The sequence below is a fragment of the Shewanella litoralis genome, from assembly GCF_009828585.1.
Lineage (GTDB): Bacteria > Pseudomonadota > Gammaproteobacteria > Enterobacterales > Shewanellaceae > Shewanella > Shewanella litoralis.
In genome coordinates, this window is record NZ_WSRZ01000016.1 from 81,913 (window position 1) to 105,591 (window position 23,679).

The following is a 23,679-nucleotide window of genomic DNA, read 5'->3' on the forward strand; positions in this document are numbered from 1 at the left end:
ATAAAGCAATTTGTTTATCGGTTTGCTGTCAGTTTAACGTGGCAATGAAGTTGATAAATTGTCGATTATGAATTAACCGACCATGTAAGTACCTGTACCAAAAGCAATATGAGTGCCTAATTCATTGTGCAACTCCATCCGGCAAACAGATACGCGATTGCCTGCGCGGATAACCGTGCCGGTACCGGTAAATATTTCACCGCGCCCCGGGCGTAAAAAATCCACCCGCATATCAATGGTGCCTAAGGTGGTTAAGCGCTGTTGTAGCTCTTCCATGGTCCAGTCGTCACGGCTGGCAACTAGCCCAGCAAAGGCGGTTAGACCACCCACTACATCAAGTAACGTTGCGGTAACGCCACCATGAAGAATGTTTTGATGGATATTACCAATCAGTTCGGGTTTCATTTTTATTACGACCTCAACCCCATTGATGTCGTAATGTTTAATGTCTAATCCGAGTAGATTATGAAATGGAACGTGTTTATCAAAAATCTCTGCAACCTGTTGTAAGGCTTGATCTTGAATAGATGAAGTCATGGGCAATCCTTGTCGTATTTATTATTTTTGTATGTATTTTCAATGCGCATAGAGTATTTAATCTAACGCTAAAGTGTTCAATACTCAATCATCATCGGCATGTTAAATAAACCAATTGCACTTTGCTTCAAGACATCTGTGGCTGAGTGCTTTAAAATGACCATCCTTTAAATGACATCATAGTGTGAATGGATAATCTGACTTCAACGCCAAGCCCAACTCTTGACACTGCTGCTGAGCAGGATGTGTTATCGGCCAGTTTACAGCAGGTATTTGGTTATCGTGCCTTTCGTGAAGGGCAGCGAGAAGTGATTGAACACAGTTTACAGGGCCAAGACACCTTAGTGATTATGCCAACAGGTGGCGGGAAAAGTATGTGCTACCAGTTACCGGCTTTAGTGTTGCCAGGTATGACAATAGTTGTGTCACCTTTGATTTCATTAATGAAAGACCAAGTCGACAGTTTATTGCAAAGCGGTGTTGCTGCAGCGTATCTAAATTCATCGCTGCCGCGCGAGCAAAGTGCAGAAGTGCTTCGTAAATTGCATGCAGGCGAGATAAAACTCTTGTATGTCTCACCTGAACGATTATTACGTCCAGACTTTATAGAGCGCTTACAATCGGTTGAATTGTCTATGTTTGCGGTAGACGAAGCACATTGTATCAGCCAATGGGGCCATGATTTTAGACCAGAATACGCAGCCCTTGGGCAGTTAAAAGCATATTTTCCGTATATTCCGTTAATGGCATTAACTGCCACCGCAGATCAAGCGACACGACTCAGTATTTGTGAGCGCTTAAATATTACTCCGTACACCTTATTATCGAGTTTTGATCGGCCAAACATTCGTTATACAGTGGCTGAAAAATTAAATGCAGCCAATCAGTTGCGTCAGTTTGTCACTATACAAAATGGTGCCAGCGGTATTGTATATTGCAGTAGCCGTCGCCGGGTAGATGAAGTGGCAGAGCGCCTGCGTTTACAAGGATTTAATGCCCAAGCATATCATGCTGGGATGAGCCAAGATGATCGCGCTGATGTGCAAGACAAATTTTTAAAAGACCAGATTGATATCGTTGTGGCTACGGTGGCTTTTGGTATGGGAATTAACAAATCAAATGTGCGTTTTGTGGTGCATTACGATATTCCTAAAAGCATTGAAGCTTATTATCAAGAAACCGGCCGAGCGGGACGAGATGGTCTAGAAGCAGAAGCGTACATGTTATTTGACCCAGCCGATATTGGCCGGGTGAGACATTTAATTGAGCAATCAGAACCCGGGCCACAGCAACAGGTTGAGTTTCATAAGCTGCATACTATGGCTGCTTTTGCTGAGGCGCAAACCTGCCGCCGCCAGGTATTACTGCACTATTTTGATGAAGCCGCATCTGAGCCTTGTGGTAACTGTGATATTTGTTTAGATCCGCCTAAACGTTACGATGGCACCGAAGATGCACAAAAAGTATTGTCGTGTATTTATCGTTTACAACAACGCTTTGGTATTCACCACGTAATCGATGTATTGAGAGGCTCTAAAGCTGCAAATGTGGTTGATAGAGGCCATGACAAGTTAACCACATGGGGGATTGGCGCCGATAAATCCACAGAGCATTGGTTGAGCGTGTTGAGGCAGCTAATTCATTTAGGGCTGGCCAGTCAAGATATAACACGGGGATCAAGTATTCGCCTAAACCCTGCTGCGCGAACAATTTTGAAAGCTGAAATGACCTTGATGCTAGCAGAGCCGCGGATCCAGTTACTTGATGTCAAACGTAAACCAAATACTCGTGCGGTTCAGCAATACGACCGTAAATTATTTGCTCGATTAAAACTATTGCGCCGAGAGTTAGCGGAGCAACATGATATTCCGCCATATTTGGTCTTCAATGATGCCACGCTTGCAGAAATGTCGGCCATGCTGCCTACCAGCCCGGGTGAAATGCTTGCGGTAAATGGTGTTGGCCAAATAAAACTCGACCGTTTTGGCGGTGAGTTTTTAGATGAAATTAGTGATTACTTAACAAAAGGCTAACGCGAAGCCGTTATGCTTTAAATGCGCAGAGTGTAATGCTCAAGTGCCAGTTAAGTGACTTTGGTGTCCTGTGGTTTCATTTTACTCAACTGATTTAATATCGCTCGCTTCATCAAGACTTCAAATGTGTCTAACTGCTGTAAACTCGCCAGACCTATGCTGGCTTTAACATCGCTTTTCCAATTGCTGAGTATCTGTTCTATCTGATGCATGACTCTAGTTGCTCCGGCTGATGATGTGTGAGGCAGTAAAATAATTAATTCATCAAGACTATGGCGAAATAGCAGATCTTGCTCTCTTAATGCTAACTGAAACTGCTGTTCAACATAGGGAATATCCACCTGACGGATATGATTGATATTAACCAGTAGCATGCTCATTTGGTAGTGGCCTTGTTTGGCATTGAGCAGTACGTTGTCAATCCGCTGTTTTTGAGTTTCTTCTTTCTTGTCAACGACTGTGACTTGTGGTTTTTTGGTTAAAAAGATCACTAAACCAATCGATAGCAATAAGATAATTAATGCGGTAATCGCGAGATTTTGATTGATGTTTGGGGTTGCTTCTTCGACAGGCGGAGTGTTGTGTTGCTCAGCTAAGCGGGCTTGATACTGAATAAAGTGAGCATTATTGAGTTTAGCTGCGGCTTGTTTGGCGGCCTCAAAGCGTTGAACTTGAAATTGATACGCTAATTCAAACTGGTTGTTGGTTGCGTAATATTCGCTGATGATGTGATTAAACTCTTCAAGATCGGAAAACTGCTTAAGTTCGCTAGCTTGCTCGATAATTTCATTGAGCAGTGATATTGCTTGAGTATCTTTTTTCTGAGCGAAATAAATCTTGGCTAGTGTCCGTTTTATGCGCATGACATAGAGCGGTTCTTGGAATTCGGTAAAGGCTTCTATACTGGATAGCGCTTGTTGTTCTGCCGTATCATTATGTCCAATATAAGAGTTAATGGCTGCAAGTAGGGCGTTGCCAACAGCTAAATCTCGTTCTGCAGTGTTTCTGTTATTTTCAGCTTCAGCTTTCTGTAGGTATAATAATACGCCTGACTTATTATCTATTTCTATGTTTATGCGCGCCAAATTAACTGCAAATGCAAAATTAAGCTTACCAAATGCTGATAAATCATTTGCAGCGACCTCTGCAAAATGGAGTGATTCTGTAATATTACCCATTGAGAAAAATACATTTGATATTTCCAGCTGTACAAAAGACTTTGGTAATAAATACCATTGCTGAAATTGTTCTTGTGCGTCATCAAAAATATCTAATGCTAAACGCAAATCTTCAATTGATTGGTTGTAGTTTTCTAAGCTTGTATTTTGCCTACTTTGCAAATACAGACCATTCACCATGGCTTGTTGTTCAGAATACCGCCTAGCTAATCTCAATGCTTCTTCTGTCTGAAGCTGTTCTTGTAATACATTACCAAGGCTTTGATTTGCAGCAGCTTCGCACTGGATAAAATAAGGCCTTGCAGAATCGTATTTTAACTGGCGAGCATTGAGTTCACCTTGCTTTGCCAGCGTGATTGCCTGATTGAATTCACCAAACTCGAGTAAATTAAAACAACGTAATAAGCTTAAACGAAGGGTTTCTACGTTGCTAAAAGATTGAGTGCTCTGCAATTGTTCTAACGCAGTTATGAGTGTTTTTGCGTCTTCTGATTTTTGCGAATTAAGACTATTAATCACATCCAATTGTTCACTAACATTGAGTAGCTGAGTTTTTTGAACTACGTCATCACTTAGCAGTAGTTCTTGCGAAGGAAGAGATAGTGCCGGTGCTGCAACGATAAAAAGCAATAAACTAAACATAAAGCTCATAATGCGATTTGATTTATATTTATTGATTTTTTTCGAACGGCTCATCGTGTACATCTACTCAAATTGGGTTGAACTGAGTATACGATTTTTTAAGCATTGATACATAAATATATAAACGATGCAGCCACTTAAGTTCACAAAATTTGATCTCACCCAGTTAGGTATAGATGATAAACATATGCTCACAAAGTCTGGGTGAGATGGTATGTGCTGACTGTAATGAGGTACTAGTACGTCGTAATCTTTCTCAAGTTGAGTAATTTAGGGTTGACAGCAGAGCCTGCTCGCGTTAAATATTAGCTATAGAGAAATCTACACAGAATATTTATTTACACAACATTGCTTAATGTGAATATAAAACTATTTAAAGTGAATACAAAAACCATGAACACACAATCGATTTTACTCGGACTCCTTCTCCTCTCTCGCATAACCTGCGCGGAGTCCTTTGTGTTACATGCAAGATAAATTATTCAGCATACACAAACCCCGCGCTAATAGTCGCGGGGTTTTTTGTTTATAGCCCTTTTGAAACGAGCCGGTTGTGATGTTTGCAGTTAGGTGAAATACATACAAGATGGTCGATGGAGAAATTCGATGTCCAACAGAGTCATAATTTTTGATACTACCTTACGTGATGGTGAACAAGCTTTAGCTGCCAGTTTAACCGTTAAAGAGAAGCTACAAATTGCGTTGGCTCTAGAGCGTTTGGGCGTTGATGTGATGGAAGTCGGTTTTCCTGTATCGTCTCCTGGTGATTTTCACTCGGTGCAAACTATTGCTAAAACCATTAAAAACAGCCGAGTGTGTGCGCTGTCTCGTGCACTGGAAAAAGACATTGATGCCGCCGCGCAAGCATTGTCTGTGGCTGAACAGTTCCGTATTCATACTTTTATTTCAACATCAACCATTCATGTTGAAAGTAAGCTAAAGCGCACGTTTGACGATGTGTTAGACATGGCCGTTGGCGCGGTAAAATACGCCAGACGTTTTACTGACGATGTTGAGTTTTCATGTGAAGATGCCGGCCGTACGCCAATTGATAATTTGTGTCGTATGGTTGAAGCAGCAATTAAAGCCGGTGCTCGGACCATTAATATCCCTGACACAGTTGGTTACACCGTGCCAAGTGAGTTTGGCGGTATTATTAAAACGCTTTTCAACCGTGTTCCTAACATCGACCAGGCTGTGATTTCAGTGCATTGTCATGATGACTTAGGCTTGTCTGTGGCTAACTCAATTGCCGCAGTTGAAATGGGCGCACGCCAAATTGAATGTACCATTAACGGTATTGGTGAGCGTGCAGGTAACTGCTCATTAGAAGAAATCGCGATGATTTTAGCGACCCGTAAAGGGTTGTTAGATTTAGATTGCGGCATTAACGCCAAAGAAATTCACCGTACATCGTCGTTAGTGAGCCAGCTTTGCAATATGCCAATTCAGGCAAACAAAGCGATTGTGGGCACCAATGCATTTTCGCACTCGTCAGGTATTCATCAAGACGGGATGCTAAAAGCAAAAAATACTTACGAGATCATGACGCCAGAAAGCATTGGTCTAAACCGTAATAACCTAAACATGACTTCGCGCTCAGGTCGCCATGTAATTAAACATCGTATGGAAGAAATGGGTTATCAGCCAACTGATTACGACATGGACACCTTGTACGAACAATTTCTTACCCTAGCAGACAAAAAAGGTCAGGTGTTTGATTACGACCTTGAAGCGTTAGTGTTCATGGAGTCACAAACCCAAGACGATGACCAGTATAAATTACAGCATTTGATGGTACATTCAGACTCTACAGAAGGTGTAGCCACTGCCACTGTGCGCATTGCGGTTGATGGTAAAGACTTTACTGAAGCGGCAACGGGCAATGGTCCTGTTGATGCAGCTTATAACGCCATTGCGCGGGCTACTCAACGCCAAATTAATATTACCAACTACAAACTTGGTGCTAAAGGCGAAGGCCAAAATGCGCTAGGTCAGGTTGATATTACCGCTAAATATAATGAACAAATGTTCCATGGCGTCGGCTTAGCCACAGACGTCGTCGAAGCATCAGCCCACGCACTCGTACATGTGATGAACCTAGTGTACCGCGCAGATAAAGTGGCTGACTTTAAACAACAGATCCATAAAGAAAGGGAGTTAGGCGGCGTATGAGTTATCAAATAGCAGTTTTGTCGGGTGATGGTATTGGTCCTGAAGTGATGGCAGAAGCACGCAAAGTGCTCAGTGCAGTGGAAGCACGCTTTGGACTAGACATTAGCTACAGCGAATATGATGTTGGCGGTATTGCCATTGATAACCATGGTTGTCCATTACCTGACTCTACCTTAAAAGGCTGTGAATCAGCCGATGCCATTTTATTTGGCAGTGTCGGCGGCCCTAAGTGGGAAAAATTACCACCTAATGATCAGCCTGAGCGTGGCGCATTATTACCATTACGTGGCCACTTTGAATTATTTTGTAACTTACGCCCGGCAAAATTACACGATGGGTTAGAGCATATGTCACCACTGCGCAGCGACATCTCAGCTCGTGGTTTTGATATCTTGTGCGTGCGTGAATTAACTGGCGGTATTTACTTTGGCAAGCCAAAAGGTCGACAAGGTGAAGGTGATGACGAAGAAGCGTTTGATACCATGCGCTATAGTCGCCGCGAGATCAGCCGCATTGCCCGCATTGCATTTGAAGCCGCCCGAGGCCGTAAAAATAAAGTCACCTCGGTAGACAAAGCTAACGTGTTAGCCTGCTCAGTATTATGGCGTCAAGTGGTTGAGGAGGTTGCTAAAGACTTTCCTGATGTGACCTTAGAGCACATTTATATTGATAACGCGACTATGCAGTTGCTGCGTCGTCCAGATGAGTTTGACGTGATGTTATGTTCAAATTTATTTGGCGATATATTATCTGATGAAATCGCCATGTTAACCGGCTCAATGGGCTTGTTATCGTCGGCCAGCATGAACAGCACAGGCTTTGGTTTATTTGAACCAGCAGGCGGCAGTGCGCCAGATATTGCTGGCCAGGGGATTGCTAACCCTGTTGCACAAATTTTATCAGCAGCATTAATGTTACGTCATAGCTTAAAGCAAGAAGAAGCTGCCAGCGCCATTGAGCGTGCAGTGACTAAAGCATTATCAAGTGGTTATTTAACCGGTGAGTTATTAGCGGCAGATAAGCGTAGCGAAGCAAAGTCGACAGCACAAATGGGCGATTTTATTGCTCAAGCAATTCAGGAAGGTGTGTAATGGCCCAGGTAACAGGTAAAACCCTATACGAAAAAGTGTGGGATGCACATATTGTTGCAAGCCCAGAAGGTGAAGCGCCAATAGTCTATGTTGACCGTCATTTAGTGCATGAAGTGACATCACCTCAAGCCTTCAGTGGCTTAAAAGTGGCCGGACGTCAATTACGTGCACCACAAAAAACCTTTGCCACCATGGATCATAACACCTCAACGCGCAGCGCAAGTTTAGATGCGTTAAGCCCAATGGCGCGTACGCAAGTTGAAACCCTAGCGCAAAACTGTAAAGAGTTTGGCGTGCGTTTATACGACATTCATCATCCAAACCAGGGTATTGTCCATGTAATGGGGCCAGAACTGGGTATTACCCTTCCGGGTACTGTGATTGTATGCGGCGACTCGCATACTGCCACTCATGGCGCATTTGGTGCATTGGCATTTGGTATTGGTACATCAGAAGTTGAGCACGTACTTGCCACCCAAACACTGCGTCAACTTAAAGCTAAAACCATGAAGGTTGAAGTGCGCGGCCAGGTGACTGACGGCGTTACCGCGAAAGATATCGTACTTGCCATTATCGGCAAGCTTGGTATGGATGGTGGAACAGGTTACGTGGTTGAGTTTTGTGGTCAAGCCATTGAAGCATTAAGCATGGAAGGTCGCATGACCTTATGTAATATGGCCATCGAAATGGGCGCCAAAGCCGGTATGGTTGCTCCAGACCAAACCACCTTTGATTACCTAAAAGGCCGTGAATTTGCACCAGAAGATGATGTGTGGGAGCAAGCTGTTGCTGCCTGGTCACTGCTTAAAACCGATGCCGATGCTGTGTTTGATGCTGAAGTGGTATTAGATGCTAACGACATCGCGCCACAATTGACCTGGGGAACTAACCCAGGACAAGTAGTGGCGATTGACGGTGTAGTGCCTAATCCTGAACAAGAATCTAATTTGATTAACCAATCCAGTATGATTAAAGCATTAGAGTACATTGGTTTAACGCCAGGTACTAAAATGACCGATATCAGCATTAATAAAGTGTTTATTGGCTCTTGTACTAACTCGCGTATTGAAGATTTACGTTCAGCAGCTGTGCATGCCAAAAACCGTAAGGTGGCAGAGGGCGTTGTGGCGATTGTGGTACCCGGTTCTGGCCAGGTAAAACTGCAAGCAGAAGCTGAAGGCCTAGATAAAATCTTTATCGAAGCGGGCTTTGAATGGCGCTTACCTGGATGCTCAATGTGCTTGGCAATGAATGATGACCGTTTAGAAGCAGGCGATCGCTGTGCATCAACCAGTAACCGTAACTTTGAAGGTCGTCAAGGCCGCGGTAGTCGCACACATTTAGTGAGCCCTGCCATGGCTGCAGCCGCGGCTATTGCCGGTCATTTTGTCGATATTCGTCAACCATACTAAACCGAGATAGGAGAGACACATGCAAGCATTTACTGCCCATACCGGTTTAGCGGTAGCCATCGACAGTACCAATATTGATACCGATCAGATTATTCCTAAACAGTTTTTATCTAAAGTAACCCGTGACGGCTTTGGAGTACATTTATTCCATGATTGGCGTTATTTAGATGATGCTGGCGATCAGCCTAATCCTGAATTTGTGTTAAATAAGCCACGCTACAAAGGGGCGTCGATTTTATTAGCCCAAGAAAACTTTGGTTGTGGTTCATCGCGTGAACATGCACCTTGGGCGTTAGCTGACTTTGGTTTAAGAGTGATTATTGCGCCAACATTTGCTGATATTTTTTACGGCAACTCGATCAACAATGGTTTATTACCCGTTAAGCTGCCTGCAGAGCAAGTACAACAATTGATGAATGAAGTCGCCGCCACTGAAGGCGCGCAAATTACCGTCGATTTACAAGCTTTAACGGTAACGTCACCTTCTGGTGAAGTATTTAGCTTTAGTCTGGTTGAGTCCGCTAGGCATAAACTGCTTAATGGTCTTGATGCGATAGGTTTAACCTTGTCATTTGAGCAACACATCAGTGACTATGAAGCTCAAATTCCACAGTGGTATGCGTAATACGATTTACACTCCGCAGTGAATACATATGACACTGCTGACTGGTTAATTAATGGGCTAGATAAATAAATCACAAGTGATCATTCTGTGTTGAAAACCTCTTTTTGCTTGCAAAGAGAGGTTTTTTTATTTTTATTTGTAAATTAATTTATGTTTGAAAACGGTTAACCCCTTCATCCTTCTATAAAAATCAGCGACTAAATGCAGCCATTAAAGCTAACTCGCGTGCTAATTTATTTGATTTATGGTTATGTTTTTTAAAGATAAATTCGTTACTTTATGTCAATGGAAATATTTGAGCGTACAGTTATTTATATTTTTACGTTTTCACCCCCTCATACAAATCAAAACATTGCGCGAGATCACAGTTTCAATTTTTACAATTGTCTTCATTGGGCAAGCTGGTGCCAGTTGCAAAGCGGTTTTGGATCCGTACACTGATGCCCTCATTTAAATCGAGCTTTTGCTCTATTTAGGTCGATTTAAGCCGTATGAATCTTAAACACAGAGAATGAAAATGAAAAAAACAGTGTTAACAGTGGCGATCAGCGCCATTGTTTTTGGGGCAACAACTCAAGTCAACGCAGCAGGTTTTCAACTTGCAGAATCTTCTGCTACCGGTTTAGGCCGAGCGTATGCGGGTGAAGCTGCCATGGCAGATAACGCCTCAACGCAAGCGCGTAATCCAGCGATGCTTGCATACCTTGAAGGCCGTCAGCTTTCTACGGGTGGTATTTACGTGATGCCAGATGTCGATGTGTTAGGCGACGTGAGTGTCACCTCTCCTTTGTTAGGCTCTGATGCAGTTGTGATGAATGCTGATGAAATCGATGTTGCTGATAATGCACTCGTACCAAACTTTTATTACTCTAACCAATTGAATGATCATTGGACCTGGGGCCTTGCGGTTAATGCTAACTATGGTTTAGCGACCGAAACCGATACGACAAGTGCGGCAGCTATTTTTGGTAGCCATACATCAATAACCACCGTTGAATTTAACCCAAACATCGCATATCGCATTGATGATGAGTTTACTGTGGGTGCCGGCCTGCGCATGGTATATGGTGAAGGTGAAGTTAGCGCAACAACGCCAGCCTGGATTGGTGCCATTAGTGCTAACCCTAATGTGCCAGCAAGCATATCAGCACGTTTACCATCAGCTGGTACAGAACTTAAATCAATGGAAGGTGATGACATTGGCTATGGTTGGAAAGCTGGCGCGAGCTGGCAAATCAATGCAAACAACCGCATCGGTTTAGCATACCACAGTGGTGTCGATCTCGATTTAGACGGTACCGTCTCAGGTGTGGTGTATAACGGTGGGCAAGACATTACCATCAAAGGCTACTTGCCGATCGAATTGCCAGCCTTTGCTGAGCTGGCGTCTTATCACCAACTAACTGAGAACTGGGCGATGCATGCCAGTATCAATTGGACTGAGTGGAGTACGTTTGAGCGACTCGTAGCATACTTCCCTGGAGAGGTTAAACCGACTGGTGATATTGAGTCTGATATTGTTAAAGAAGAAAACTTTAAAGACAGTATGCGCTATGCAATCGGTACGACTTATACTGTCAATGATCAGTGGACGTTACGCGCAGGTGTTGCACTCGATAACACCGCTGTAGATGATGAGCACCGTACCACCACTATCCCAGACACCGATCGTTTCTGGTTTAGTATGGGTACTGGCTACCAGGTGTCTGAAAACTTGAGTGTCGATCTTGGCGTGACTTATATTCGTATGCACGGTGATGCACCGATTAGCGAATCTCAAGACTTGCTTGGTCTGGCAACTATCGACTTCAATGGTGAAGCCACTGGCGATGTATGGTTAACCGGTGTACAACTAAGCTATAAGATGTAAAAGTCTTTGTAATCTAGCATTCTAGGCCTCGCATTTGCGGGGCTTTTTTATACTATGATGAGAACGTGGATGTTGCCAGCTCAGGTCCTCATTAAATATTAGGATGTTGCTATGTGCACTTTGCTATGTGCTCTTTGTTATGTACTAGCATAAGACGTTTGTAATTACTGTGAAACTCAGACTAATACTTGCATTAAATTTATATGTCGATGTAGGATGTGCTATTGGCTTATTAAGCAGATAAATCATATAAAAATAATCATGTCAAAATGATATAGGAAATCAAATGGTTGCTAAAAAATACATTGTCGCGTTAGACCAGGGCACAACCAGTTCACGTGCGATTGTGTTTGATCACCAAGCGAATATTGTTGCCGTTGCGCATCGAGAGTTTACTCAGCATTATCCTCAAGCTGGGTGGGTTGAGCATGACCCGATGGAAATTTGGTCATCGCAAAGCTCGGTATTGGTTGAAGTGTTAACGCGTGCAGGCATTAGCCGTCACGATGTGGCTGCCATCGGGATTACTAATCAGCGTGAAACCACCATTGTATGGAACAAACACACAGGTAAACCTATCTGCAATGCTGTTGTGTGGCAATGTCGTCGTAGCCAGAGCATCTGTCAGCAGCTAAAAGTGCAAGGTGCTGAAGAAATGGTACGCCAAAAAACTGGGCTGGTGTTAGACCCGTATTTTTCTGCTTCTAAAATCAAATGGATTTTAGATAATGTTGAGGGCGCACGTGAACAAGCCGAAGCGGGCGATTTACTGTTTGGCACGGTTGACACATGGTTAGTGTGGAAACTTACCCAGGGTGAAGTGCATGTTACCGAACCGACTAATGCGTCGCGTACCATGCTCTTTAATATTCATACCCAAGAATGGGATCAAGATTTACTTGAATTGTTTGATATTCCTCGCGTCATGTTGCCAGACATCAAACCGTCGTGCGCCATCTACGGTTATACCGAACTTGCAGGTAACCATGTACCAGTAGCGGGCATGGCAGGCGACCAACAATCGGCGTTATTTGGCCAGCTTTGTATAGCACCGGGTATGGCTAAAAATACCTACGGAACTGGGTGCTTTTTATTGATGAATACCGGTGAGAAAGCGGTTGAGTCGACACATGGGTTATTAACCACAGTGGCCATTGGCGCAGATGCTAAAGTCAATTACGCATTAGAAGGTTCGGTCTTTATGGGCGGGGCGGTAATTCAATGGCTGCGCGATGAGCTTGGCTTAATTGCTGACGCTTGCGATACCCAATACTTTGCCGAAAAAGTGGATGACACGAATGGCGTGTATTTAGTGCCTGCTTTTGTTGGATTAGGCGCGCCATACTGGGATGCCGATGCCCGTGGTGCCATCATTGGATTAACCCGAGGTGCAAACCGCAACCATATTATACGTGCAGCATTAGAAGCTATTGCATATCAATCTCGTGATGTATTGGATGCAATGAGTAAAGATTCGGATGTGCCATTAACAGAAATCCGCGTTGATGGTGGTGCGGTGGCCAATGACTTTTTAATGCAATTCCAAGCCGATATTACAGGGGCAAAAGTGATCCGCCCATTGGTGACCGAAACAACCGGTATGGGCGCAGCATTTTTAGCCGGCCTTGCGGTTGGTGTATGGGAGTCTACAGATCAATTGAAAGCCATGTTATCTACGGAGCGTGAATTCATTTCTACGATGGATCATGATCACAGAGCCGAAATTTATGCTGGCTGGAAAAAAGCGGTGTCGCAAGTGAGCCCTAATAGTCCTGCACAATAATTAAGCCGAGATAAATATACCATTGCGCATTAGTAAGTGACCACTCAGAATGCGTCCAGCGGTTTTTGATTAAGGCGTCGCTATGTAGTAATGGTTGTTCCCTTTCAAATAGCGAGAACGCAGAGCAAAAGGCGCTGGGGCATTCCTTTCAGGCGAGTTTTAAAAGGGCTTACACTGCGTTGCATGACTTCGAAAGAGAATAACTATTCATTCAGTCATTCGCCTTGTTTAAGCCCTTTTAAATTCTCGCTGAGAGATCACTTACTAACGCGCAATGGTATTATATCTCTATATCAATAAGCTGGCTGGCGGTTTCTCCACGAGTGGAAAAGCGCTCGTCAGTGTTCATTCTTCTTAATCGACTGCCATCATTCTTTTTGTCATCTATGCTGCGTAACGTTGAGCGACGTTCTTTGCGAACAAGGACTTTTTTGGCAACAACGGTTTTATGAGTGAGCTGAGGGGGCAGTTGTGATTGCGGCGCTTCATGGCTGTCGGCGCTAATAGCGCTAGAGCCTCGCACTTGTTCAACAATCCTTCTTCGCTCGCTCACCGCGCGCACAGGTCTTGCTAACATGGCATAAATGCTGTCGATACTCATGTCGCGTCCTCCTGAGCCAATAAATACAATCGTTATGTTGTTAACTATACCTGTTATCGGCATCGTCAGGCTAAAATTTAATCATCTTTCATTATTGATTAACATCCGATGTATTTTCATACCATTGGCTGACTTGCTGCGGGCTTAAACCAAGGTCGGCATTGCTGATGATGTGTTGGCAACTGAGGCGATAACCTAGCGCTAGCTTGCGTTTACTTAATTTGGCGATGTCATACTCGCAGGCGGAAGGCGGTGTCGATAAATACAGCACCACACATTGGCCGCATTGACCTCCACCGCCACATTCGGTGATTAATCCTTTAGCCTGCTGAGCATTCGCATGTTTGTTGATATTGTCGAGCATGCAACCTGAGTGCGCGCTAATTTGAGCAATTAACTGTTGCGACTCATAGAGATTTATTGTTACCGGCCGTTTTTTAATGGGCCAAAAATGGCCTTGATGCAATTGATAAACTAATAATCGGATACCGCTGATAATAAATATGAGGCTCAGCACGGCAATTATTTGAGTCCAGAAGTGATTAAAACTTACACCATTTTCCGAGTTGTAATCCATAAAATGCAGCATCAACAACCATTGTTGATAATCAGAGCGATTATTCTGATGCGCAATCACGCTACCTGAGTGGCGATTAACATAAATACGGGTATCGACCTCATCGTTAGCGGTTATCATTAATGTGCCAACAGGCATAGTGTTGTCGTGTTTAAGTGCTTTTGCTGGTGCAAGCTTGGCATCTCCTCGATAACTGGCACGGGCGATCTGATGTATTTGCAGATCAGTTAGGCTCACTCTACTTAATACCTGCTGATGCTTTGTCGTGGTTTGCAGGGTGTCGGCCCATACAAACACTTGCTGACCATTCACTTGAGTCAGTTGATAAGCCGGACGGGCTAGAATGGTGATTAATTCTATGTCGCTAAGCGGCAGGTGAGATAGCCTCACTACATCATTAATCGACACCGTTATCTGCAGGCTTATTGGTGTTGCTTGTGCTGATGCAGATTGTTGTTGATGCATGCTGGCAGAAAACCAGACCGACGGAATCATGTTTAGCAATAAGCCAGTAACTATCCACAGCAGTAGTTGCAAGCCAATCAATAACCCCAGCCATTTATGCAATTGTTGCCAGCGGATCATCGAGTCACCTTTTTATTGTGGCTCAATCTAAACCATAACAGCATTGTGCCGAACAGTGCCGTGAGCAAACTCAAACTGGCCATTAACGTCAGTAGATTGTTATGGATATTGTCGCGCGTATCGTAGTCCATAATATGCAGCATCCACATGACATCAAATAAACGCCAGTACACATGGCGCTTGGTCACGATTTCTCCAGTGTCTGCAGAGACATACAAACTACTTTGTTTAATATCGGCAAAATTTATTTGCCATACCGGTAGCCATTTAGGGTTTAACTCACTGGGGGCATCTTGCTCAAATAAATGCGCACTGCTAACAGTGCCGTTTCCTGTGTAAGCACTCACAGCAATATGTTTGGCCTGTTGTTCAGTCAGAGGTGCAAGTGGTAACCCCGTGTCGGCATTAAGAATAATTAACTGTGATTGCGAACTGAATTGATAAAATGCCTGCCCTTGTCGCTGAGTTAAACGTATTTTATTCGCGTCTGGATAGTGTTGCAGTAACGTTGTTATTGGATAAGACACAGGCTTAAGCGTAACGATGTTGGGTGTTGCAGTGAGTGTGTCACCGTGAATGAAATCGATGTCCATTAACACCATGTAGACGCCTGATAATATCCATATACTCATTTGCAACCCGGCAAAAAGAGCAAACCAGCGATGGGTACGGCGTAATCTATGACCATTGAGCATTAAGAGCTGCCGTGCAAATGAAGACGTGAGTGCTTTTTTAACACTATTTAATGATCAAGATCGACAATTTGTGAGTTTTAATTTTGATTAATGCGCCTCTACAGAGGAAATAATTCAATCAAAAGGTGGAGTATTTACATCATTAGACTGTGTTGATATAAAGATCGCCCTTGATTTTCGTCGATAAAATGACCGTTATGTGTCTGGTTTAACTCATTTACCCTGATTTTAAGCTGTTTTTAACCGCTGGCTTTGCCATTCATCCTGTTTGAGATTAATTTGCTGCTAACCCGCTTGGGGTCTGGATTTAATATATCTGTCCATCCCTTGACAACACTTGCATAGAGTCCCTAAACTTAGCATTTGTGGGAAAAAGTGGATCATTGTGGATCAAATGCTAACAAAAGAGGTGTCATAGGGTGTTTCGGGGTGCCAGTGCAATTAACATGGACGCTAAAGGACGGATCGCAATTCCTGCGAGATACCGTGATGCGTTGCGTGTAGAGCATGCCGGTACTGTGATTATCACTGTTGATATTGAATCCGCCTGTTTGTTGATTTATCCATTGCATGAATGGGAGCTGATTGAAGCAAAGCTGAAATTACTCTCAGATACAGTGCCACTTGAACGTTCCTTTAAACGAAAATTGCTAGGTCACGCCCAAGATTGTGAACTAGACAGCCACGGACGTATTGTGATTCCGCCGGCTTTACGAAGTTTTGCCAGCTTAGAAAAGAAAACCATGCTGGTGGGCTTACTGAATAAATTTGAACTATGGGAAGAGTCAGCTTGGCAGCAACAGATGGATGACGGTAATACACTCATCCACAGCCAAGATCTCGCCAGCAATGAACGCCTGGCACACTTTTCACTGTAGAGACCAAAAGGTTAGAAGAACACAATGAGCCAAGAGTTTGCCCATTTATCTGTATTACTGAATGAGACCGTTGATGGTCTCAATATCCAACGTGATGGCATCTATATTGATGGCACGTTTGGTCGTGGTGGACATTCTCGTCATGTGCTGAGCCATTTGGGTGAAAATGGTCGCTTAATTGCCATTGATCGCGATCCGCAGGCCATTGAGGCTGCAAAGCAATTTGCTGATGATCCGCGCTTTCAGATAGTGCATGGCGGTTTTGGTCAATTAGCGCAATACGTCGAAGAGTTAGGGCTGACCGGTAAAATTAATGGTGTGTTACTCGATTTAGGCGTGTCGTCACCACAGTTAGATGATGCCGAACGTGGATTTAGCTTTTTACGTGACGGACCATTAGACATGCGCATGGACAACAGTCAGGGGCAAACGGCTGCTCAATGGATTGCACGTGCTGAAATTGAAGACATGGCATGGGTATTTAAAACCTATGGCGAAGAGAAAAACGCTCGTCATATTGCCCGTTGTATTGCCGCAGACCGTGAAAAAACACCGTTTTTACGCACTAAAGATTTAGCCGATTTAATTGCACGTATCACTAAAAATAAAGAACGCAATAAGCACCCTGCAACACGCGTGTTTCAGGCGATTCGTATTTATATCAATAGTGAGTTAGAGCAGATAGATCAAGCACTTGAAGGTGCATTAACCGTATTAGCGCCACAAGGCCGCTTGTCAGTGATAAGTTTTCACTCATTAGAAGACCGTATGGTAAAGCGTTTTATTCGCCGTCACAGCCAAGCTGAGAGCGTGCCATATGGATTGCCTATTATGGAAGCAGAGCTTAATAAATCGCGTAAATTAAAGGCGGTTAGCAAGGCACTAAAGCCTTCTGATGCAGAATTAGAACAAAATCCTCGTGCACGCAGCTCGGTTTTACGAGTTGCTGAGCGCTTAGATTATTAGTTTTTGAGGGTAATGTGAGCCAATCGCCATTAAGTTTACCTCGCATTGTGTTGCAAGATCTCTGGCGTCACAAGTGGATTGTATTGCTGGGGATGTTGGTCGTCTCTAATGGCATTGTGGTGGTGTATACCAGCCATGTGACACGACAGTTGACCTCGCAGTGGGATCACTTACTGCAAGAGCAAGACCGTTTAGATATTGAATGGCGCAACTTATTATTAGAAGAGCAATCGCAGTCTGAACACAGCCGTGTGACGCGAATGGCAACAAAAGAACTCAATATGGCGCGGCCGCTTCCGAAGGAAGAAATCATCATCCGAGTTCAGTGAGCATAGGGATTATGGCAAGACAAGCAAAGCGAAAATTAAATCACGAACTGATCCCATGGCGTTTATACGTTGTGGTGGGCTTCGTGTTGTTGTTATTTTGCAGCCTGATTGCTCGTGCGGCTTATATTCAAATTATTGAGCCTGACAAACTTCGCCATGAAAGCGATATGCGCACCTTACGCACCACCAGTAATCAGGTGCAGCGTGGTTTAATTACCGATCGTAATGGCGATATGCTTGCTGTCAGTGTTCCTGTGCGTGCCGTGTGGGCAGATCCTAAACATGCTCATGATCAAAAGGCGTTTAAAGACATGCGTCGTTGGCAAGCCCTAGCCGATGTATTGCAAGAGCCTGTTGATGAACTGGTTCGCAAAGTAAAAGGTAATCCCAAAAAACGTTTCGTTTACTTAAAACGCCAAGTGACTCCCGCCGTAGCTGATTACATTGAACAGCTTAAAATTGGCGGGATTTATCTTAAATCAGAATCACGTCGTTATTATCCTAGTGGTGAAATTGCTGCTCAGTTAATCGGTATTACGAATATCGATGACGTGGGTATTGAAGGTATCGAAAATACCTATAACACCTGGCTGACCGGCACCCCTTCAAAACAGAAAGTACGCAAGTCGCGCGACGGTAGTGTGGTTGAGCGTTTAGATATGGTGCAAGAGGGCGAAAGCTCGAACGACCTTGTGCTCAGTATTGACCAACGTATTCAGCAATTGGCGTACCGTGAACTCAAACGCGCCACTGAAATGTACCAGGCTACATCAGGTTCTGTGGTGGTGATAGACGTGCACACCGGTGAAGTGTTAGCTATGGCCAATACGCCATCTTATAACCCTAATTCTCGTGACAATTTACAAACTCACCGCATGCGTAATCGCGCATTAACCGACACCTTTGAGCCAGGCTCAACTGTAAAACCGTTTGTGGTTGCAGCGGCGTTAGAAGCGGGCACGGTGAAGGCGAATGAACTGATTCAAACCTCGCCAGGCTGGATGCGTATTGGTGGTCGCCAGGTGCGCGACTCTAACAATTATGGTGACATGTCGCTGGCAAAAATCCTGGTTAAATCAAGTAACGTTGGCATCAGTAAGCTGGCATTATCAATGCCGGTACAACAATTATTGGGCACATATCAATCAATGGGGCTGGGTAATTATTCTGGCATCAATTTAACTGGCGAAAGCGCTGGGCTGATTCATGACCGTAATCGCTGGTCTGACTTTGAACGCGCCACCCTATCATTTGGATATGGCTTTACCGCGACGCCTCTACAAATTGCACGTATGTACGCCACGTTAGGCAGCGGCGGTGTGTTGTATCCCGTTTCGATTTTAAAACTCAAGCAAGCCCCTAAAGGCGAGCAAGTTATTTCTACTCAAGTGGCTAAAGATGTCATGCAAATGCTTGTGGGCGTGACCGAACTGGGCGGCACCGCGAGACAGGCTCATATTGACGGTTATCCGGTGGCGGGTAAAACCGGTACCAGCCGTAAAGCCGTTGCAGGAGGTTATGGCGATGATTATGTTGGCTTATTTGCCGGTGTTGCGCCGGTTCATAATCCTCGTCTAGCGATTTCGGTGGTGATTAACGAGCCGAAAGGCGACAAATATTACGGCGGCGATGTCGCAGGGCCTGCTTTTGCCAAGATTATGTCTGGGGCATTGCAAATGCTGAATGTTGAGCCAATTTCAGAGCGAGAGGCTATTCATTTAGCCACTGCACAAGGAGCGCAGCATGATGTTATTAAATGATTTATTAGCACCGTGGTTTCATTATGCTGGCTCAGAGTCGATTAACGACTTAACGCTAGACAGCCGCAGCGTCAGCCAAGGAGGGTTATTTGTTGCTCTGCCTGGTTATAAAGTCGATGGTCGCGAGTACATTCCGCAAGCTATTGCTGCCGGCGCAGCGGCAATATTGATTCATACTGATAATCCTGATCAGCACGGCTTGGTCGATTTACAGCAATACCAAGTGCCGTTGGTGTATTTTTTCCAACTGTCTCGACAGCTGTCTGCCGTTGCTGCCCAATTTTATGCAACTCATACCCATTCATTAGCATTAATTGGCGTAACTGGCACTAACGGCAAAACCTCTGTTAGCCAAATCATTGCACAAATCGTGAATTTGCTCGGACACCCAGCGGCCGTTATGGGCACGTTAGGTAATGGCATTTGGGGACAATTAGTCGACAGCGGTAATACAACGGCAGATGCCATTACCATCATGAAGCAATTAGCCGAGTTTAATACTCAAGGGGTAAAAGTGTGCGCCATGGAAGTGTCTAGCCATGGTTTAGTGCAAGGCCGTGTAGAGGCCGCCCCCTTTGAAACGGCTATTTTTACTAATTTAAGCCGCGATCATCTTGATTATCATGGTGATATGGATGCTTATGCCGCCGCTAAAAAGCGCTTATTTCATTTTCCGAGCCTAAAACACGGTGTCATTAACATCGATGACGCCACTGGTACCAAATGGTTTGCTGAGCTCGCTAATCGTCAGATTAAGTCGTTCAGTACTCAAGGCAATACTGGTGCCGACTTTTATTGTACCGAGGTGCAATACCATGATGCAGGTGTGAGCGCTGTGTTGCATTACCCTGCATTAAATGGCCAGAGCAGCTTGTCGGCCCACATTGAATCACCATTATTGGGCGCGTTTAATTTATCAAATGTAGTCGCAGCCATTGCAGCGCTGTATTTGCAAGGCATGTCGATGACCGCCATGCTCGCGGTGATGCCAAATTTAGTCCCTGTTGCCGGTAGAATGGAGCGTTTTTCTGCTGCGAATAAAGCTACTCTGGTGGTTGATTATGCACATACGCCAGATGCCATTGAGCAAGCACTTAAAGCATTGCGCGTACACTGCCAAGGCACCTTGTGGTGCGTGTTTGGTTGCGGCGGTGATCGCGACAAAGGTAAACGACCATTAATGGCGCAAGCCGCTGAGCAATATGCAGACAAAGTGATGATCACTAGTGACAATGCGCGTAGTGAAGACCCTCAAACTATTATCAACGATATTTTACAAGGCATCAGCCAACCCAATAATGTGCTAACACATGTTGACCGTATTGAAGCAATTACCCGTGTTGCAGCATTAGCACAAGCAGATGACATTGTATTGCTTGCAGGTAAAGGGCATGAAACCTATCAAGAAGTTGCAGGCAAACGCATCGATTATGATGAACGCGCTTTAGCACTCGCTTTGTCTAAGGACGCAGTATGATTAGTTTATCGCTTGCTCAACTCGCTGAGCACTTACAAGGTCAATTGCACGGTAAAGATCAAGCTATCTCAGCGGTGAGTACCGATAGCCGTAAGATAGACACAAAGTGTTTATTTGTTGCGTTAAAAGGTGAGCGTTTCGATGGTCATGATTTTGCCAAAACGGCCATCGATAATGGCGCTGCGGCATTGTTGGTTGATCGTGTTCTGCCGTTTGATGTTGCGCAAATTGTGGTTGCCGATACTCAAAAAGCCATGGGCAACATTGGCGCACTTGTGCGTCAACACGTTAACCCAATCAGCATAGCGTTGACGGGTTCTAACGGTAAAACCAGCGTGAAAGAAATGGTGGCGACTATTTTATCGCAACAACACCAGGTGTTATTTACCGCGGGTAATTTCAATAATGAAATCGGCGTACCGTTAACACTGCTGCGTTTAACTCAAGGCGATGAATATGGCGTGTTTGAGTTAGGTGCCAATCACCGTGGTGAAATCGATTACACCTCTTCATTAGTGCAACCGCAAGTGGCATTAGTGAATAATATCGGCAGTGCACATCTAGAAGGCTTTGGTTCGCTTGAGGGTGTGGCCGAAGCCAAATCAGAAATTTTTAATCATCTGGCTAACAATGGCACTGCGATTATTAATGCTGATGATAAATATGCCCCTTATATGATGCAACGCTCGCAAGGCCACAAACAGTTGCGTTTTTCGTGTCGGGCAGGCGTTGATGCTGATGTTAAAGCCATTGATATCGAAGCCGACGCTAATGGCTGTTGCCAGTTTATGTTGACCTTCAATGGCCAGCAAGTCGCAGTGCAATTGCCTCTGGCGGGATTACACCAAGTCAGTAATGCACTTGCTGCTGCGTCTATGTGCCTAGCACTCAATATTCCGTTATCGGTAATCGCAAAAGGGTTTGCATTACTGCAACCGGTTAAAGGGCGCATGCAACCGCATAAGCTCGGCCGCATGCTGTTAATTGATGACAGTTATAACGCAAATCCCACTTCAGTCAGTGCTGCAATCAATTGGTTGCAACAACGTGATGGTTATCGTTGTTTAGTGCTGGGAGATTTGGGCGAATTAGGCGACAATGCTGCCCCTTTGCACGCCAGCGTTGGATTGCAGGCGAAAAATGCAGCAATAGAGGGTTTATTCTGTTGCGGCCAACTTTCGGGCCATACCAGTGAGGCATTTGGTAGCGAGCATTTTTCAGCACAAGACAAATTGATTGTCGCATTACAACAACACCTCAAAGATGTTGAAGGCAATGTGACTATTTTAGTTAAAGGTTCTCGCAGCGCTGCTATGGAGCGGGTTGTCGACAGTTTATTGAATGCCTATGGGCGTGGGGAGTTAGTGTAGATGCTGGTTTATCTAGCCGAGTATTTAACCCAATTTTATAGCGGGTTTAACGTTTTTTCATATGTAACGTTCCGGGCTATTTTAGGCTTGTTGACTGCATTGGTGTTTAGTTTGTGGTGGGGACCGATTTTAATTAAGCGTCTGCAAATGCTGCAAATTGGTCAGGTTGTACGTGATGACGGTCCAGAATCGCATTTCAGCAAGCGTGGTACCCCAACAATGGGTGGGATCCTGATCCTTGCAGGTATTTTTATCAGTGTGTTGCTATGGGGTGATTTATCGAATCGCTACGTATTAGTCACGCTGTTTGTGTTAGGCAGTTTTGGTGCGATTGGCTTTATTGACGATTATCGCAAAGTGGTTAAAAAGGACTCTAAAGGCCTTATCGCTCGTTGGAAATATGCATTGCAATCTATAGCTGCAATCATCGTGGCCGTGTTTTTATACAGCTCGTCAACCATGGGCGGTGAAACGCAGTTAGTTGTGCCGTTTTTTAAAGACGTGATGCCACAACTTGGGTTGATGTTTATTGTATTGGCTTACTTCACCATTGTGGGCGCGAGTAATGCGGTGAACTTAACCGATGGTTTAGATGGTTTGGCGATTATGCCAACGGTTATGGTGGCAGCAGCATTTGCGCTAATTGCTTATTTATCTGGTCATGCACAATTTGCCAGTTACTTGCATCTACCACATTTACCGTTAGCCGGTGAACTGGTGATTGTGTGTACCGCGATGGTCGGTGCTGGCTTAGGCTTTTTGTGGTTTAACACATACCCAGCACAAGTCTTTATGGGTGATGTTGGGTCATTGGCATTAGGGGCAGCATTAGGTGTTATTGCTATTCTGGTTCGCCAAGAAATTTTGTTAGTGATTATGGGCGGCGTATTTGTAATGGAAACCGTGTCGGTGATCTTACAGGTGGGTTCGTACAAGTTGCGCGGTCAGCGTATTTTCCGTATGGCGCCTATTCATCATCACTATGAGTTAAAAGGATGGCCAGAGCCACGTGTTATTGTGCGCTTTTGGATTATCTCGTTGTTTTTAGTGTTATTGGGTCTTGCGACTCTAAAACTACGCTAAGCAATCATTAAG

At 44.4% G+C, this 23,679-nt stretch carries 19 protein-coding genes; 14 read left to right on the forward strand and 5 right to left on the reverse strand.

Features of this window, described 5'->3' with window-relative positions; all coding sequences use genetic code 11:
* Positions 1-72 precede the first annotated feature (72 nt).
* Positions 73-537: a thioesterase family protein gene (locus GQA99_RS13650; protein ID WP_160054476.1), complete on the reverse strand. Its 465-nt coding sequence runs from the start codon at positions 535-537 to the stop codon at positions 73-75.
* 188 nt (positions 538-725) lie between these two features.
* Here GQA99_RS13650 and recQ point away from each other — a divergent pair, with 188 nt between their 5' ends.
* Positions 726-2,570 carry a DNA helicase RecQ gene (recQ, locus tag GQA99_RS13655; RefSeq protein ID WP_160054478.1) on the forward strand — a complete coding sequence of 615 codons (1,845 nt, stop codon included), beginning with the start codon at positions 726-728 and terminating at the stop codon, positions 2,568-2,570.
* A gap of 50 nt (positions 2,571-2,620) precedes the next feature.
* Here the strand turns inward: recQ and GQA99_RS13660 are convergent, their stop codons facing one another.
* Entirely contained in the window at positions 2,621-4,444 is a 1,824-nt protein-coding gene (locus GQA99_RS13660; RefSeq protein ID WP_160054480.1) for a diguanylate cyclase domain-containing protein, read from the reverse strand.
* Positions 4,445-4,996: 552 nt separating this feature from the next.
* Between GQA99_RS13660 and leuA the strand changes: the two genes are divergently transcribed.
* The 6 genes from leuA to glpK all read left to right on the forward strand — a co-directional run bounded on the left by leuA (position 4,997) and on the right by glpK (position 13,346).
* The gene (leuA, locus tag GQA99_RS13665; RefSeq protein ID WP_160054482.1) at positions 4,997-6,565 is read left to right on the forward strand and encodes a 2-isopropylmalate synthase; all 1,569 of its coding nucleotides are present in this window, start codon (positions 4,997-4,999) and stop codon (positions 6,563-6,565) included.
* On the forward strand, positions 6,562-7,656 hold the full coding sequence (leuB, locus tag GQA99_RS13670; RefSeq protein WP_160054484.1) for a 3-isopropylmalate dehydrogenase: 1,095 nt from the start codon (positions 6,562-6,564) through the stop codon (positions 7,654-7,656). Before leuA ends, leuB begins: the two co-directional genes overlap by 4 nt.
* Positions 7,656-9,068 carry a 3-isopropylmalate dehydratase large subunit gene (gene leuC, locus GQA99_RS13675; RefSeq protein ID WP_160054486.1) on the forward strand — a complete coding sequence of 471 codons (1,413 nt, stop codon included), beginning with the start codon at positions 7,656-7,658 and terminating at the stop codon, positions 9,066-9,068. Before leuB ends, leuC begins: the two co-directional genes overlap by 1 nt.
* Before the next feature lie 19 nt (positions 9,069-9,087).
* Positions 9,088-9,693 (forward strand): 3-isopropylmalate dehydratase small subunit, encoded by a 606-nt coding sequence (gene leuD / locus GQA99_RS13680; protein ID WP_160054488.1) that lies wholly within the window; start codon positions 9,088-9,090, stop codon positions 9,691-9,693.
* 517 nt (positions 9,694-10,210) lie between these two features.
* Positions 10,211-11,563, forward strand: coding sequence for an outer membrane protein transport protein (locus GQA99_RS13685; RefSeq protein WP_160054490.1), 1,353 nt, complete (start codon positions 10,211-10,213; stop codon positions 11,561-11,563).
* Between the two features lie 286 nt (positions 11,564-11,849).
* Positions 11,850-13,346, forward strand: coding sequence for a glycerol kinase GlpK (gene glpK, locus GQA99_RS13690; protein WP_160054492.1), 1,497 nt, complete (start codon positions 11,850-11,852; stop codon positions 13,344-13,346).
* A gap of 280 nt (positions 13,347-13,626) precedes the next feature.
* Here glpK and GQA99_RS13695 read toward each other — a convergent pair whose 3' ends face one another.
* The 3 genes from GQA99_RS13695 to GQA99_RS13705 all read right to left on the reverse strand — a co-directional run bounded on the left by GQA99_RS13695 (position 13,627) and on the right by GQA99_RS13705 (position 15,741).
* A complete protein-coding gene (locus GQA99_RS13695) occupies positions 13,627-13,947 on the reverse strand; it encodes a hypothetical protein (protein ID WP_160054494.1) in 321 nt (106 codons plus the stop codon).
* A 91-nt stretch (positions 13,948-14,038) separates the two neighbouring features.
* The gene (locus GQA99_RS13700; RefSeq protein WP_160054496.1) at positions 14,039-15,109 is read right to left on the reverse strand and encodes a PepSY domain-containing protein; all 1,071 of its coding nucleotides are present in this window, start codon (positions 15,107-15,109) and stop codon (positions 14,039-14,041) included.
* On the reverse strand, positions 15,106-15,741 hold the full coding sequence (locus tag GQA99_RS13705; protein ID WP_229785904.1) for a peptidase: 636 nt from the start codon (positions 15,739-15,741) through the stop codon (positions 15,106-15,108). Before GQA99_RS13705 ends, GQA99_RS13700 begins: the two co-directional genes overlap by 4 nt.
* A gap of 482 nt (positions 15,742-16,223) precedes the next feature.
* Here GQA99_RS13705 and mraZ point away from each other — a divergent pair, with 482 nt between their 5' ends.
* The 7 genes from mraZ to mraY are packed head-to-tail and all read left to right on the forward strand — an operon-like array spanning position 16,224 to position 23,667.
* Entirely contained in the window at positions 16,224-16,682 is a 459-nt protein-coding gene (mraZ, locus tag GQA99_RS13710) for a division/cell wall cluster transcriptional repressor MraZ (protein WP_160054500.1), read from the forward strand.
* 24 nt (positions 16,683-16,706) lie between these two features.
* Complete coding sequence (rsmH, locus tag GQA99_RS13715; RefSeq protein ID WP_160054502.1) at positions 16,707-17,648, forward strand: 16S rRNA (cytosine(1402)-N(4))-methyltransferase RsmH; 942 nt, start codon at positions 16,707-16,709, stop codon at positions 17,646-17,648.
* 14 nt (positions 17,649-17,662) lie between these two features.
* Positions 17,663-17,977, forward strand: coding sequence for a cell division protein FtsL (gene ftsL, locus GQA99_RS13720; RefSeq protein ID WP_160054504.1), 315 nt, complete (start codon positions 17,663-17,665; stop codon positions 17,975-17,977).
* Between the two features lie 11 nt (positions 17,978-17,988).
* Positions 17,989-19,737, forward strand: a complete 1,749-nt coding sequence (locus GQA99_RS13725; RefSeq protein WP_160054506.1) for a penicillin-binding transpeptidase domain-containing protein — start codon at positions 17,989-17,991, stop codon at positions 19,735-19,737.
* Positions 19,721-21,214 carry a UDP-N-acetylmuramoyl-L-alanyl-D-glutamate--2,6-diaminopimelate ligase gene (gene murE / locus GQA99_RS13730; RefSeq protein WP_160054508.1) on the forward strand — a complete coding sequence of 498 codons (1,494 nt, stop codon included), beginning with the start codon at positions 19,721-19,723 and terminating at the stop codon, positions 21,212-21,214. The genes GQA99_RS13725 and murE overlap by 17 nt, the downstream gene beginning before the upstream one ends.
* Positions 21,211-22,584, forward strand: a complete 1,374-nt coding sequence (locus tag GQA99_RS13735; RefSeq protein ID WP_160054510.1) for a UDP-N-acetylmuramoyl-tripeptide--D-alanyl-D-alanine ligase — start codon at positions 21,211-21,213, stop codon at positions 22,582-22,584. Before murE ends, GQA99_RS13735 begins: the two co-directional genes overlap by 4 nt.
* On the forward strand, positions 22,585-23,667 hold the full coding sequence (gene mraY, locus GQA99_RS13740; protein ID WP_160054512.1) for a phospho-N-acetylmuramoyl-pentapeptide-transferase: 1,083 nt from the start codon (positions 22,585-22,587) through the stop codon (positions 23,665-23,667). It abuts the gene before it with no gap.
* The last annotated feature ends 12 nt before the right edge of the window (positions 23,668-23,679 follow it).

Excerpts from the sequence above, each read along its gene's own strand:
- GQA99_RS13650 (WP_160054476.1), bottom strand. The coding sequence starts at position 537 with ATGACTTCATCTATTCAAGATCAAGCCTTACAACAGGTTGCAGAGATT.
- recQ (WP_160054478.1), top strand. The coding sequence starts at position 726 with ATGGATAATCTGACTTCAACGCCAAGCCCAACTCTTGACACTGCTGCT.
- GQA99_RS13660 (WP_160054480.1), bottom strand. The coding sequence starts at position 4,444 with ATGAGCCGTTCGAAAAAAATCAATAAATATAAATCAAATCGCATTATG.
- leuA (WP_160054482.1), top strand. The coding sequence starts at position 4,997 with ATGTCCAACAGAGTCATAATTTTTGATACTACCTTACGTGATGGTGAA.
- leuB (WP_160054484.1), top strand. The coding sequence starts at position 6,562 with ATGAGTTATCAAATAGCAGTTTTGTCGGGTGATGGTATTGGTCCTGAA.
- leuC (WP_160054486.1), top strand. The coding sequence starts at position 7,656 with ATGGCCCAGGTAACAGGTAAAACCCTATACGAAAAAGTGTGGGATGCA.
- leuD (WP_160054488.1), top strand. The coding sequence starts at position 9,088 with ATGCAAGCATTTACTGCCCATACCGGTTTAGCGGTAGCCATCGACAGT.
- GQA99_RS13685 (WP_160054490.1), top strand. The coding sequence starts at position 10,211 with ATGAAAAAAACAGTGTTAACAGTGGCGATCAGCGCCATTGTTTTTGGG.
- glpK (WP_160054492.1), top strand. The coding sequence starts at position 11,850 with ATGGTTGCTAAAAAATACATTGTCGCGTTAGACCAGGGCACAACCAGT.
- GQA99_RS13695 (WP_160054494.1), bottom strand. The coding sequence starts at position 13,947 with ATGAGTATCGACAGCATTTATGCCATGTTAGCAAGACCTGTGCGCGCG.
- GQA99_RS13700 (WP_160054496.1), bottom strand. The coding sequence starts at position 15,109 with ATGATCCGCTGGCAACAATTGCATAAATGGCTGGGGTTATTGATTGGC.
- GQA99_RS13705 (WP_229785904.1), bottom strand. The coding sequence starts at position 15,741 with ATGAGTATATGGATATTATCAGGCGTCTACATGGTGTTAATGGACATC.
- rsmH (WP_160054502.1), top strand. The coding sequence starts at position 16,707 with ATGAGCCAAGAGTTTGCCCATTTATCTGTATTACTGAATGAGACCGTT.
- GQA99_RS13725 (WP_160054506.1), top strand. The coding sequence starts at position 17,989 with ATGGCAAGACAAGCAAAGCGAAAATTAAATCACGAACTGATCCCATGG.
- murE (WP_160054508.1), top strand. The coding sequence starts at position 19,721 with ATGATGTTATTAAATGATTTATTAGCACCGTGGTTTCATTATGCTGGC.
- GQA99_RS13735 (WP_160054510.1), top strand. The coding sequence starts at position 21,211 with ATGATTAGTTTATCGCTTGCTCAACTCGCTGAGCACTTACAAGGTCAA.
- mraY (WP_160054512.1), top strand. The coding sequence starts at position 22,585 with ATGCTGGTTTATCTAGCCGAGTATTTAACCCAATTTTATAGCGGGTTT.